This window comes from Labilibacter marinus, from assembly GCF_001659685.2.
GTDB classification, from domain to species: domain Bacteria; phylum Bacteroidota; class Bacteroidia; order Bacteroidales; family Marinilabiliaceae; genus Saccharicrinis; species Saccharicrinis marinus.
Genome location: NZ_LXYE02000046.1, coordinates 81,320 through 95,695, shown reverse-complemented (window position 1 = coordinate 95,695; position 14,376 = coordinate 81,320). Strand labels below are relative to the sequence as shown.

At 37.5% G+C, this 14,376-nt stretch carries 11 protein-coding genes; all 11 read left to right on the top strand.

Features of this window, described 5'->3' with window-relative positions:
- Positions 1 to 2,109 (top strand): penicillin-binding protein, encoded by a 2,109-nt coding sequence (locus A8L32_RS19295; RefSeq protein ID WP_066632693.1) that lies wholly within the window; start codon positions 1 to 3, stop codon positions 2,107 to 2,109.
- Complete coding sequence (locus A8L32_RS19290; RefSeq protein ID WP_066632691.1) at positions 2,109 to 3,569, top strand: UDP-N-acetylmuramoyl-L-alanyl-D-glutamate--2,6-diaminopimelate ligase; 1,461 nt, start codon at positions 2,109 to 2,111, stop codon at positions 3,567 to 3,569. Before A8L32_RS19295 ends, A8L32_RS19290 begins: the two co-directional genes overlap by 1 nt.
- 12 nt (positions 3,570 to 3,581) lie before the next feature.
- Entirely contained in the window at positions 3,582 to 4,814 is a 1,233-nt protein-coding gene (gene mraY, locus A8L32_RS19285) for a phospho-N-acetylmuramoyl-pentapeptide-transferase (RefSeq protein ID WP_066632689.1), read from the top strand.
- Positions 4,815 to 4,818: 4 nt separating this feature from the next.
- On the top strand, positions 4,819 to 6,159 hold the full coding sequence (murD, locus tag A8L32_RS19280; RefSeq protein WP_066632684.1) for a UDP-N-acetylmuramoyl-L-alanine--D-glutamate ligase: 1,341 nt from the start codon (positions 4,819 to 4,821) through the stop codon (positions 6,157 to 6,159).
- A 150-nt stretch (positions 6,160 to 6,309) separates the two neighbouring features.
- A complete protein-coding gene (locus A8L32_RS19275) occupies positions 6,310 to 7,497 on the top strand; it encodes an FtsW/RodA/SpoVE family cell cycle protein (RefSeq protein WP_066632682.1) in 1,188 nt (395 codons plus the stop codon).
- Positions 7,498 to 7,561: 64 nt separating this feature from the next.
- Positions 7,562 to 8,650, top strand: a complete 1,089-nt coding sequence (gene murG, locus A8L32_RS19270; protein WP_066632680.1) for an undecaprenyldiphospho-muramoylpentapeptide beta-N-acetylglucosaminyltransferase — start codon at positions 7,562 to 7,564, stop codon at positions 8,648 to 8,650.
- Positions 8,651 to 10,024 (top strand): UDP-N-acetylmuramate--L-alanine ligase, encoded by a 1,374-nt coding sequence (murC, locus tag A8L32_RS19265; RefSeq protein ID WP_066632677.1) that lies wholly within the window; start codon positions 8,651 to 8,653, stop codon positions 10,022 to 10,024. It begins immediately after the preceding gene.
- Positions 10,025 to 10,207: 183 nt separating this feature from the next.
- Entirely contained in the window at positions 10,208 to 10,942 is a 735-nt protein-coding gene (locus A8L32_RS19260) for a cell division protein FtsQ/DivIB (protein ID WP_066632673.1), read from the top strand.
- A complete protein-coding gene (gene ftsA / locus A8L32_RS19255; RefSeq protein WP_066632754.1) occupies positions 10,942 to 12,291 on the top strand; it encodes a cell division protein FtsA in 1,350 nt (449 codons plus the stop codon). The genes A8L32_RS19260 and ftsA overlap by 1 nt, the downstream gene beginning before the upstream one ends.
- A gap of 105 nt (positions 12,292 to 12,396) precedes the next feature.
- Positions 12,397 to 13,893: a cell division protein FtsZ gene (gene ftsZ, locus A8L32_RS19250; protein WP_083631410.1), complete on the top strand. Its 1,497-nt coding sequence runs from the start codon at positions 12,397 to 12,399 to the stop codon at positions 13,891 to 13,893.
- A gap of 25 nt (positions 13,894 to 13,918) precedes the next feature.
- A complete protein-coding gene (locus tag A8L32_RS19245; RefSeq protein ID WP_066632670.1) occupies positions 13,919 to 14,371 on the top strand; it encodes a GatB/YqeY domain-containing protein in 453 nt (150 codons plus the stop codon).
- Positions 14,372 to 14,376: the final 5 nt, after the last annotated feature.

The following is a 14,376-nucleotide window of genomic DNA, read 5'->3' as shown; positions in this document are numbered from 1 at the left end:
ATGACAATAAAAAGAGACATAACATGGAGAGTGGGTGTCATCTATCTGGCACTGGTAGTGTTGGCTGTTGTCGTATTCGGAAAGGTGGTTTACCTGCAAGTAGTGGAAGGGCCCGAATGGCATGCCATGGAGGAGAAAATGACCAGCCAAGAGCGAGAGATTGAAGCGAACAGAGGAAATATATTAGCCAGCGACGGGCGCAAACTAGCCTGCTCAGTTCCAAGCTATCGTTTATATATGGATATGATGGCGCACGGCTTAACCGACGAAATATTTGAAGATAACGTAGACAGCTTAGGCTGGTACCTTTCTAATTTCTTTAAGGATAAGTCTGCATCTGCATACAAAAAAAGTCTTAAGGATGCACGACAAAAAGGTCGCCGCTATTACAGAATTCAAAGAAGACGAGTGAGCTTTACGGAGCTTAAAAAGATAAAACAGTTTCCAATTTTTCGTTTAGGGAAAAATATTGGCGGTTTCATACCCGAACAATTAGACCGAAGAAAAAAACCTTTCGGAATTTTAGCTTCTCGCACCATAGGTAAGCTTTACGAAGAGAAAGAAAAAGGTGGAATGGTTGGCCTAGAACGTGCTTATAACGAAGAACTAAAAGGACAAAACGGAGTAAATACATTCACACGTATTTCGGGTCGTTGGATACCCGAAGAAATAATGCCTCCTAGAAACGGCAAAGATGTAATGACTTCTTTCGATATCGAAATTCAGGATGTGGCCGAAAATTCTCTGCGCAAGCAATTAATTAAACACAACGCACATCACGGGGTAGCCATACTAATGGAAGTTGAAACTGGCGCCATCAAAGCGCTAGTAAACCTTCATCGCAAAAGCGAGGGAAATTATATAGAGGATTATTTTAATTATGCTATTGGCGAAGCTACCGAACCTGGCTCTACTTTTAAACTAGCCAGTATGATTGCCGCTTTGGAGGATGGATATATAAACCTAGAGGACACAATTGATACAGGCAAGGGCTATTGTAAATTTTACGATAGAGTGATGCGCGATAGTCATCACAGTGGTTTTGGAAAAATTACCTATCGTGAGGTTTTTGAAAAATCATCCAATGTAGGTATTTCCAAAATGATTGTAGAACACTACAAATCGGATCCAAAAAGATACATAAACCGCATATGCTCCATGGGGCTCGACAAAAAGCATGGCCTACAAATAAAAGGCGAAGGCGACCCATTTATTAAATACCCAGGCTCAAAAACATGGTCTGGCGTTTCTTTACCTTGGATTTCAATAGGATACGAATCTAAACTTACTCCATTGCAAACTTTAGCATTATACAATGCAGTAGCAAATAATGGTAAAATGATGAAGCCATATTTTGTTAATGGCATATATGAACATGGAGAATTAATTAAAGAATACGAACCTACGGTTCTAAATCCATCCATCTGCTCATTAGGCACAATAGAAAAAGTACACGACCTACTTGTTGGTGTAGTAGAACATGGAACTGCAAAAAACATTAAAAACAAAGATTACTTAATTGCCGGCAAAACAGGCACAGCACAAATTGCAAAAGGAAGAGGCGGATACAAAAAAGGAGGTGTAGAGTACCAAGCTTCTTTTGCGGGCTACTTCCCTGCTGATCGCCCTAAATACTCCTGTATTGTAGTCGTTAATGGCCCATCAAACAATGTGTATTACGGAAATGAAGTAGCAGGTACTGTTTTTAAACAAATTTCAGATAGAGTTTATGCTTCTGGTTTTGATATGCTAGATGAACATGCAGAGGAAATTCCAGATGAAGGTATTTTACCTTACTCTAAAGGTGGAAAAAAAGAAGATTTATTAACTGTGTTTGATAGACTAAATGTAACCATAGAAGGAGACGAAGTGGAGTCGGATTGGATATCAACCAAAGCACAAGAACACAAAGTCAACTTTAAACGAAAGTCATTTGCACGAGGATTAGTGCCCAACGTAAAAGGAATGGGCGCAAAAGATGCAGTGACTTTACTAGAGAATATGGGCTTAAACGTAATTGTTTCAGGAAGAGGAAGGGTAAAAGAACAATCACTAACAGCCGGAGGTAGAATTAAAAGTGGAACCAGAATAATTATAAAGTTAGGTTAATGATGGCAAGCGTTTCGCAAATACAAGAATGGACCAAAGTAAAAGAGCTCGTAGGGAACGACTCCTTAAGCTTTAATGAAATTACTTTTGATTCGCGCCAAGCGAAAGAAGAAACTTTGTTTGTGGCGGTTAGAGGAGTAACTGTTGATGGACATTCATTTATAACCAAAGCAATTGCTGTTGGTTGCGAGATTGTGCTGTGCGAAGAGCTACCACAAGATTCATACGATAATATCACATTTATCGTGGTGGAGGATTCTGCACTTGCATTAGGAGAAATAGCTAGCGGCTTCTACGGAAAACCTTCAGAAGAATTAGAACTAATAGGCGTAACAGGAACCAACGGAAAAACAACCATCGCCACTCTACTATATGAGCTTTTCCGCGACATGGGTTTTGAGTCGGGATTATTTAGTACAGTAGCCAATTTTATTGGTGATGAAAAATTAGAATCCACTCACACAACTCCAGACCCTGTAGCATTAAATAAGATTATGCGTCAAATGGTTGATGCAGGCTGCAGATATTGCTTCATGGAAGTGAGTTCGCACGCCATCGACCAAAAACGTATAGCAGGATTAAAATATAAGGGTGGTGTATTTACCAACCTCACACACGACCATTTAGATTATCATATCACCTTCGACGCTTATTTAAAAGCCAAGAAGACTTTCTTCGATAATTTATCGAAAGATACATTTGCCATTGTAAATGTGGATGATAAAAACGGAATGGTGATGGTTCAAAACTGCAAGGCCAACATTAAATCGTACTCAGTTCGTGCAATGGCAGATTACAAAGCCAAAATAGTAGAAAGCATGTTCGAAGGCATGCAACTACTTATTAATAACGATGAGATATGGACACCTTTCATTGGCAAGTTCAATGCTCAAAATTTATTGGCAGTTTACGGCGTAGCCTTGTCTTTAGGTCGACCAAAAGACGATGTGCTATTAAGCATTAGCCGTCTACAATTTGTAGATGGTAGGTTTCAAACCATTCGTTCAGCCTCAGGAATTACTGCTGTAGTAGATTACGCACACACACCAGATGCGCTTAAAAACGTCATAGAAACCATCAATCAAATTCGTCAACCAGGGCAAGAACTTATTACAGTTGTTGGTGCAGGTGGCGATAGAGATAAAACCAAACGACCAGAAATGGCTCGCGTGGCCATCAACGGCAGCAGCCGAGTTATTCTAACATCAGATAATCCACGTTCCGAAAATCCTCAAACCATTATTGATGACATGATGGAAGGTGTTGATTTTAAGAGCAGAATAAAAGTGGTGTCTATTACTGATAGAAAAGAAGCCATCAAAACAGCTTGCATGCTTTCCAAAAGAGGAGATATCATTCTGATTGCAGGAAAAGGACATGAAGATTATCAGGAGATAAATGGCGTTAAGCATCATTTTGACGACCGAGAAGTAATAAAAGAAATTTTTGAATTGATATAATCCGTAAGAACAATGTTGTACTATTTATTTGAATATCTCAAAGAGTTAGATTTACCTGGAGCAGGCGTGTTTCAGTATATTTCATTTCGTTCTGGATTAGCCGTAATTGTATCTTTGCTGATAGGCACCATATTCGGTAAGAGAGTTATTAATCTTTTGCAGAAAAAACAAATTGGAGAAGTCGTTCGCGACTTAGACTTAGAAGGCCAACTAGCTAAAAAAGGCACACCTACTATGGGCGGTGTTATCATCATTGCCTCTATCGTAATACCTACTTTACTGTTCGCCAAACTTTCCAACGTATACATCATACTAATGTTAGTTTCAACCATATGGCTAGGCTGTATTGGATTTTTAGATGACTATATTAAAGTATTTAAAAAGAATAAAGAAGGCTTAGCAGGTCGCTTTAAAATCATAGGCCAAATTGGTTTAGGACTAATTGTTGGCTTAACCATGTGCTTTAGCGATGCAGTTGTTGTTCGCGAAAAAATTCCTGGCGAAACGGTTATTGTTACTACCGCAGACGGAGAAGAAGTTGAGCGCCAAGCAACAGTAGATGTAAAATCAACGCAAACAACCATTCCTTTTATGAAGGACAACCGCTTTGATTACGCGTGGTTTGTAGGATTCATGGGAGAAAAAGCAGCACAATGGGGTTGGGTAGTTTTCGTTTTAGCAGTAATCTTTATTATCACAGCAGTATCTAACGGCGCAAACATGACGGATGGGCTCGATGGACTCGCCACGGGAACTTCAGCTATCATAGGAACCACACTCGGCATCTTAGCCTACGTTTCCAGTAACACGGTTTTTGCAGATTATCTCAACATCATGTATATACCTCAATCAGAGGAACTAGTAATATTTATGAGTGCGTTCATTGGTGCAACCATTGGCTTTTTATGGTACAACTCTTTCCCTGCTCAGGTTTTCATGGGCGACACAGGAAGCTTAACACTTGGAGGTATCATTGCAGTTTTTGCCATCATTATCAAAACAGAATTATTAATACCTATCCTTTGCGGGATATTCTTAGTTGAGAATATTTCTGTAATGATTCAAGTTTCGTGGTTTAAGTATACCAAAAAGAAATACGGAGAAGGACGAAGAGTTTTCAAGATGGCTCCTTTACATCACCACTATCAAAAGAAAGGATATGTGGAGTCTAAAATTGTGACCCGCTTTTGGATTGTAGGCATCTTACTGGCAGTATTAACCATTGTAACACTGAAGGTTCGATAGATTCATGAGCAAACGAATTGTCATATTAGGAGCTGGAGAGAGCGGTGTTGGCGCAGCTTTATTGGCGCAAAAACAAGGATTTGATGTTTTCGTATCGGATAAGTCTGCCATTAAAGATGGTTTTAAAAAGGAGTTAGATGATAACAACATAGAGTATGAACAAGAACAACATACGCACGAAAATATTTTTAATGCAAATGAAGTAGTAAAAAGCCCTGGCATTCCGGATACCGTTCCGATGATATTGGAATTAAAAGAAAAGGGTATTCCAGTGGTATCTGAAATTGAATTTGCTTCAAAATATACCGATGCAAAATTTGCATGCATTACAGGTAGTAACGGAAAAACCACAACTACTTTATTAACGCATCATACATTAACAAATGCCGGCTTAAATGTAGGTCTGGCAGGAAATATTGGTCAAAGTCTGGCTCGTCAAATTGCAGTGGACGAACCTAAAGACTGGTACATATTGGAATTAAGTAGTTTTCAGTTGGATGGCATGTACGACTTTAAAGCAGACATTGCTGTTTTAATGAACATTACACCAGACCATCTGGATAGATATGATTACAAAATGGATAATTATATCGATTCCAAATTTAGAATTATTCAAAACCAAACAGCAGATGACTATTTCATTTACTGTGCGGACGATGAAAATATTTCAAAGGAGTTAAAAAAGAGAGATATAAAGGCTCAACAACTTCCTTTTTCAAACAAATTAGAAATAAGCGAAGGAGCCTTTTTTCAAGATAACAAAATAGTATTTAATCTAAAGGAGGATGCTATGAGCGTATTTATTGAACAGTTGGCTATTCAAGGTCAACATAACCGTTATAACACGATGGCAGCAGGCATTGTTGCTCATCTGTTTCAAATCAGAAAGCCTAAAATAAGAGAATGTCTTTTAAGTTTTAAAGGTGTAGAACACCGCTTAGAAAGAGTTCTTAAAGTAAGGGGCATGGATTTTATCAACGACTCAAAAGCAACCAATGTTAATTCTTCATGGTACGCGCTAGAAAGCATGGAATCGGAAGTGATTTGGATTGCAGGAGGCATTGACAAAGGAAATGATTACGCAGAAATTAAAGAATTAGCTCGCCAAAAAGTGAAAGCACTAATATGTTTGGGAACAGACAATAAAAAATTAGTCGAGAGCTTTGAGGGAATTGTTCCAACTATTGTTGAAACATCAAGCATGGCAGAAGCTGTTAAGTCAGCATATTTTTTGGGAGACAAAGGAGATTCCATATTACTATCTCCAGCCTGTGCAAGCTTTGATTTGTTTGACAATTACGAGCAACGCGGTCGCTTATTTAAAGAATGCGTACGTAATCTGTAAAAAATAATCGTCCTGCTTTAAGCATGATTATTGTTTTCGTACACCATTATTCTGCCTTAACGGAAGAGGATAATTAAAGAAGTAAACTCAATATAAATATTGAGCATTTTGATACACATGTCTGAATGTTTAATGCTGAAGTTTTGAAGAATGGGATTAAAAACAACCTTACAAAAATATTTTAAAGGTGACCCAATATTGTGGGGTGTGATTGCGGTGTTAGCTGCAATTTCCTTGTTGGCAGTTTATAGCTCCACAGGGTCTTTGGCATACAAGTACCAAGGAGGAAATACTTACTATTACATGTTCAAACACTTTGTATTTTTATTGGTAGGTATCGGTATAATCTGGGGAATCCACCAGATGGATTATCGAATGTTTGCCAAGTATGCCACCGTAGGGCTTTGGGCAAGCATAGGATTATTGTTGATTACATTAATAACTGGAGTAAGCTTAAATAGTGCATCTCGCTGGCTAACCGTTCCTGGCATTGGTATTTCTTTTCAGCCCTCAGAACTGGCTAAGCTCGCATTAATTATGTACATAGCACGCACTTTAGCCCGACATCAGGACGATAAAGCAGGCGCAAAAGATGCCTTCAGACCCATTATGACCTATGTAGGTATTGTATGCGGACTAATATTTACAGAGGATTTTTCAACTGCATTTTTAATTGGTTTCATCGCATTTTTGCTAATGTTTATCGGTCGTGTACCATTCAAGTATTTAGCAAGCACAGTTGGAGTAGCCGTAATGCTAGTTACCATACTTATGTTAGCATCGCCCTATCTCCCATTTTTACATCGTGCCCAAACTTGGAAAACTAGAATTGAAAATTTTGTAGGAGGAGATAAACTAGAAGATAACTCGGAAGGTAACTATCAATCGCGTCAAGCACAGATGGCTGTAGCTACAGGAGGATTATTTGGTAAAGGGCCAGGAAATAGTAACCAACGAAATTTTTTACCTCACCCCTACAGCGATTTTATCTTTGCCATCATCGTGGAAGAATGGGGAGCAATTGGCGCACTATTGATGATACTGTGTTATGTGGTATTCTTATTTAGAGCGGGAGTAATTGTACGCGGAAGTATGCGAACCTTTCCTGCCTTTCTGGCCATCGGGCTATCCTACTTATTGGTTTTTCAAGGTTTCTTTAACATGGGAGTAGCCGTTGGAATATTCCCAGTAACAGGTCAGCCCTTACCATTAGTAAGCATGGGTGGAACATCTATTCTATTTACATGCGTGGCCATGGGTGCCATCTTAAGCGTGAGTCGAAACAACATGGAAGAAGCTCAGAAATTAAAAGAAGAAGCGGGAATTGCAACCGCATAAAATTATAAAATGAAGCAATAGTGCTTACACCAAAACACTTGTTTCATCTCAAATCTATTTGTCTATGAAAGTTATAATCAGTGGAGGAGGTACTGGAGGACATATTTTTCCAGCCGTTTCAATTGCCAATGCTTTAAAAGCAGTTGATTCGTCAATTGAAATTCTTTTTGTTGGTGCTGAAGGAAAGATGGAAATGGAGAAAGTACCGGCTGCTGGATATAAAATCATAGGTCTTCCCGTAGCAGGCTTTCAACGTAGATTGACACTGAAAAATATCACTTTTTTCTTTAAGCTAGCTGCAAGCATGCGTAAAGCACGCAAGGTGGTGACGGAGTTTAATCCTGATGTAGTAGTAGGAGTTGGCGGTTACGCAAGCGGACCTGTTTTACGTGTAGCAAGCAACAAAAAAATTCCATCTATTATTCAGGAACAGAATTCCTACCCAGGCGTAACAAATAAGATTCTTTCAAAAAAAGTGAGCAAAATTTGCGTGGCTTATCCTGAAATGGAGCGTTTCTTCCCAGCTGAAAAAATCATCCTAACAGGTAATCCTATTCGACAGAATTTATTAGAAAAAGTGAGCCGCGAAGAAGCTGCAAAATATTTTGGTTTAGACCCAAATAAAAAGGTAGTTTTTGTAACTGGAGGAAGCTTGGGAGCCAGAACAATCAATCAAGGAATTCAGACTGGGTATCAAAAGCTCGTAGACGAAGGCATTCAATTAATATGGCAAACAGGAAAGTATTATTACGAACAAATTAAAAGCGCAGTTCCTGAAAATGACAATATTAAAATCATGGCTTTTGTAGACCGCATGGAAGCAGCATTTTCATTGGCAGACATTGTGGTTTCAAGAGCAGGAGCATCTTCTATTTCAGAAATAGCCCTACTAGGCAAAGCAACAATCTTTGTTCCTTCGCCTAATGTATCCGAAGACCATCAAACAAAAAATGCAATGGCTTTGGTTAAGGAAGATGCAGCACTAATGGTGGCCGATAAAGATGTAGCAGCAAATTTGGTAGATAAAGTATTAGAATTACTGAAGGACGACAAAGGTTTGCAAAGTTTACAATCTAATGTAAAAAAGTTTGCCATGCCCGATGCTGCTAAAGTTATTGTTGAAGAATTATTTAAGTTGGTAAAGCAAAAATAGATGGACTTTAATAAGGTAAAAAACGTTTATTTTATTGGAATTGGCGGGATTGGGATGAGTGCATTAGCGCGCTATTTCAAAGCCAATAACTACAATGTGGCTGGATATGACAGAATGCCAACCCTACTTACAGGCGAACTAGAGAAGGAAGGTATTGAAATTCATTTTGAGGATGACACAAAATGCATTGATGATGATTATAAAAATCAAGTTAATACTCTGATAGTTTATACTCCTGCCATCCCAGCAGAAAACAAGCTATTAAACTTCTTTAAAGAAAATTTATTTAGCGTAAAAAAGCGCTCGGAAGTTTTGGGTATATTAACCCATCAACGAAAAGGCATCTGTGTAGCTGGCACGCATGGAAAAACGACCATATCAACCATGATCGCCCACTTACTAAAGCAATCAAAAGTAGATTGTAGCGCGTTTTTAGGTGGAGTAGCCCAAAACTACAAAACCAACTTATTACTATCTGAAAAATCTGATTATGTAGTTTTAGAAGCCGACGAATTTGATCGTTCTTTTTTGAGATTAACCCCTCATTTAGCATTAATTTCATCTACAGATGCAGACCACTTAGACATTTACGGTGACGATAGTTCAGTAAAAGAATCCTTTTGCGAATTTGCAGCACTGGTTAAATCCGACGGAATTCTCTTGTCAAAAAAAGAAATAGAACTAAACTTTAAAGTTAGCAAAGGAGTAAAGCATTTCACATACTCTTTAGAAGACAAACAGGCAGACTTTTACGCTGACAACATCAGCTTATCGAAAGGAATTTACCAGCTTGACCTAAAGACACCTCAACAAACAATAAAAGGAATTAAAGTAGGAATACCCGGATTAGTAAACGTAGAGAATGCAGTTGGAGCATGCTCTGTGGCCTATCTTTCAGGAGCTACTGAGCAAGAAATAAAAAATGCTTTACCTGGATTTAAAGGCATCAGACGAAGGTTTGATTACAGAATTAAACGAGATGATTTGGTTTTGATTGATGACTACGCACATCACCCTGAGGAGATCAACGCCACTTTACGATCAGTAAGAGCTTTGTATCCAAATAAAAAAATAACAGGTGTTTTTCAACCGCATTTATTTTCTAGAACAAAGGATTTTTATAAAGAATTTGCAACGAGCTTAAACAAATTAGACGAGCTATTAATACTAGATATATATCCTGCCAGAGAAAAACCAATAAAAGGAGTAACATCTTCTATGATTTTAGACTTGATTGAATTACCCATAAAAAAGCTTACAGCCAAAAAAGAGCTACTAAATGAAATTAACGATATAAAACCAGAAATTTTATTGATGATGGGCGCAGGCGATATTGATAAAGAAATTGATAAAATAACCGATGCTCTAAGCTAAATATTTTCCATATTAGCTTATGCATTACCGATTTTGGATAACACTGACCAAAATATGGAAAAAACAAACATGTAATCGTTAATAAAAACGAATCAATTGTTTATAAGTAATTGATTATAAATAGTGTTAAATTTTGATTATTAAAATATATTTAAACGGGTTGAAGTAGGCTAGAAGTTGATAATGAGAAAAGTAAAAAATATAATATTATGGACACTGGCGATAGCTTACTTCCCAGTGGTTTTTGCATTTGTATCTAACAAGAAGAATCAAGTGATTTGTTCTGATGTACAAGTGGTTGTAAAGGATAGCTTAAGTACGCAATTCGTTACTTCCACACAAATGCGAAATGTTTTATTGAATAAGTACCCAGCCATTTTAGGCAACTCAATAGGCCAAATTAACTGTGAAGAAATTGAGCAGTTTATAAAAAAGCATGAAGCCATAAGAGATTGCGAGGCCTATTATACAATTGGCGGTAGATTAAATATTGAACTAGAGCAAAGAAAACCATTGTGTAGAATTTTCTCTGGTTATTCATCTTACTATTTAGATGAAAACGGCGAAAAAATGCCTTTGTTTAAAAGCCATACAGCTCATGTGCTTGTGGTGAGTGGACATATTAATAAGTTAGATAGCATAAACGAAGTAATTGATTTTGCTAAGTTCATTAAGCATGACAATTTTTGGAATGCTCAAATTGAGCAAGTTTATGTTGAAAGTAATGGTGAGTTTTCTTTGGCTCCCCGCGTTGGCGATCAAATTATTTATTTAGGATCGTTAAAAGATTATCCGTTGAAGATGAAGAACCTTTATGCATTATATAGCGAAGGGCTACATCCCAGAGAATGGAATAATTACAAAGAGATTAATTTAAAGTTTGAAGGTCAAATAATTTGTACAAAAAAAATAAAGTAATGAGTGATACATCCAATATAATTGCTGCTATCGATATCGGTACCACAAAAATTGTAGCTGTTGTTGGAAAGAAGAGAGAGGATGGTAAGCTGCACGTAGTAGGCATTGAAAAAGTGCCATCTACTGGGGTAAAGAGAGGAGTTGTATTAAATATTGAAGAAACCACTAACGCCATTAAAGATTTAGTTTTTAATGTTGAATCGAAATACGGTGTTAAGCTATACGAAGTTTATGTAGGTATTGCTGGTCAGCATATCAAAAGCTTACAGAACCGAGGTTACCGATATATTGAAACAAGTCACGAAATTACACAATACGATGTAGATCAACTATATAAGGATAATTTTAAAATTCCTTTAGAAGCTGGTGAAAACATCCTTCACGTATTTTCGCAAGATTATGTGGTAGATAATGAGGCTGGGGTTAAAAATCCGATTGGAATGTCTGGTCGAAGATTAGAAGGAAATTACCACATTGTACTGGGAAGAATAGCTTCTGTTAACAACATTGAGAAGTGCATTAACCGTGTAGGGTTAAAATTAAATCATCTTATTCTTGAACCTATGGCTTCTGCTCGTTCGGTACTAACGGCGGAAGAAAAAGAAGCAGGAGTAGTATTGGTTGACATTGGCGGAGGTACAACTGATGTGGCCATTTTTTACGATGGTGTTATTCAGCATACTGCAGTAATTCCATTCGGAGGTAATGTGGTAACTTCAGATGTAAAAGAAGGTTGTGCTGTATTACACAAACAAGCAGAATCCTTAAAAACACAATTTGGATCAGCACTAGGTGATCTAGAACGAGAAGATATGGTGGTTACTATTCCTGGTATTGAAGGATGGGAACCTAAAGAGATTTCTTTCAAATCGTTGGCTTACATCATTCAAGCTCGAATGGAAGAAATTGTGGACTACGTAATGTATCAGATTGAACGCTCGAAACTATATGATAAACTTGGCGCGGGAATTGTTATAACTGGAGGTGGATCTTTATTAAAGAATCTTCCGCAATTGGTTAAATTCAGAACAGGACTTGAAGTTCGTTTAGGAATACCTAATAAATATTTCGCGCAAGGCAATGTTGAAGATGCCAACAAACCTATGTACTCTACAAGTATTGGTTTGTTATTAAGCGCTATGGATAACCCAGTGAAAAAAGTAGTTGAGCAAAAGTTATTTTCCGACGAATTTAACGATGAAGACGTTCAACCTCGCAAAGCAAGTACTCAAGCTCCTCGTAAAGAAAAGAAGCGTAAAGAGCGACCAGAGTATGCTACAGGGGATTTATTTGGTAGTTTTAAAAAGACCATTGCAGGAATATTCGACGAGAAAGACGTTGAGATGTAAAAAGTTATAAAGTTGAATGATAAAAGATAAAAGCAATACAATAGATTTTACGATGTATTATTTATTGTTTTTCGACTTTTACTCTTTTGTATAAAACTGTAAGACATGAGTGAAGATTTAATGAGTTTCGAGATACCTCAAAACCCGGATTGTATTATAAAAGTAATTGGAGTTGGTGGCGGCGGAAGCAATGCGGTAAATCACATGTATAGCCAAGGCATTAAAGATGTAAATTTCATGGTATGTAATACTGATGAACAAGCATTACAAAGCAGCCCTGTACCCATTAAAATTCAATTAGGAGAATCGCTTACAGAAGGACGAGGTGCTGGCAACAAGCCCGAAAAAGGCAAGCAATCGGCCATTGAAAATATTGGAGATATTGAAAAGGTTTTGCAAGATAATACCAAAATGGTTTTTATTACTGCAGGAATGGGTGGAGGAACTGGAACGGGAGCCGCACCAATTATTGCCAAAGCCGCCCGAGATATGGGTATTCTTACCGTTGGAATTGTTACTATCCCATTTAAGTTTGAAGGAAAATTAAGAATCAATCAAGCTTTAGATGGCATATCAGAAATGGAGAAGAATGTAGATTCTCTGTTAGTCATCAACAATGAGAAACTACGCGATATGTATGGAGATTTAAAACTCTCAAACGCGTTTTCCAAAGCAGATGATGTATTATCCACTGCAGCTAAAGGTATTGCAGAAATAATTACCGTACACGGATATATAAACGTGGATTTCGCTGATGTTGAAACAGTGATGAAAGACAGTGGTGTAGCTATTATGGGAAGCTCTTCTGCGTCAGGAGAAAATCGCGCAATATCGGCCATTGAAAATGCATTAGAGTCACCTCTATTGAACAGTAATGATATAAGAGGTGCTAAAAATATCCTACTCAACATTACGTCTGGTGTTAATGAAATTACTATGGACGAAGTAGGTGAGGTAACCGACTATGTTCAGGACACAGTTGGAACAAGCGCTTCTATCATTTGGGGTACAGGTGCTGATGAAGAACTCGGTGACGAAGTAAACGTAACTATTATTGCTACAGGCTTTAACACCAAAAATATTGCAGAATTTACCAGCAGAAACGAACCCAAAGTACAGCGTTTTTCTTTAGGAGGAGAAGAAGATAAAACTCCTCTTAATACGGAAGATATAGGTCCGGAAGATGAAGAACCCATCGTATTGGATTTAGACGAGCCTGAAGAAGGTGCCAGCAGAGTAATTGACTTTGATGCTATAGAAAAGAAGAAAGAAGAACGTATTAACATGTTCTATAAAGATACTGTTCGTAAAAAGCCGGTAGAAGAAGTGGAGCCTGACTTATCATTAAGTACACAATCGGGAAGAATTGCAACGGGGGTTGGAGAACGTTTCTCAATATCACCTGAGGAAATGGAAGATGACAGATATATAGAACGTATCGAAAATGTTCCCGCATATAAGCGTAAAAAGTCAAAGGAGCCAGAAGTAACACCTGAAGACGATAGTCAATATAAAGTATCACGTTTCTCTATTTCGGAAGGTAAAGATGGCAAAACAAAAATCATAAGGGATAATCCTTATTTACATGACAATGTAGACTAAGATTATTCATAAAAAAAGACATAAAATGACATTGTTAGAACAAATAACGCAAGAGATAAAAACTGCAATGAAAGCCAAGAATAAAGTGGCTTTAGAAGCACTAAGAGGTATTAAAAAAGAATTGATTGAAGCAAGTACTGCAGAAGGATCTAATGGCGAAGTAAGTGATGAGGCTGGTATAAAGATTATGCAAAAGATGGTGAAGCAACGCAAGGATGCTGCTACTATTTTTATAGAACAAGGACGTGAAGATTTAGCTGAAAAAGAAAATGCCGAAATTGAAGTTATTGCTCAATTTTTACCTGAACAAATCACAGGTGATGAATTGGAAAAGTTAGTTGCAGAAATTGTAACCAAATCAGGAGCTAGTTCAATGAAAGAAATGGGCAAAGCAATGGGTATGGCCTCAAAGGAACTTGGTGGAAAAGCTGACGGAAAAGAAATTGCTAATCTAGTAAAGAAGATATTGAATTCGTAAAAAAT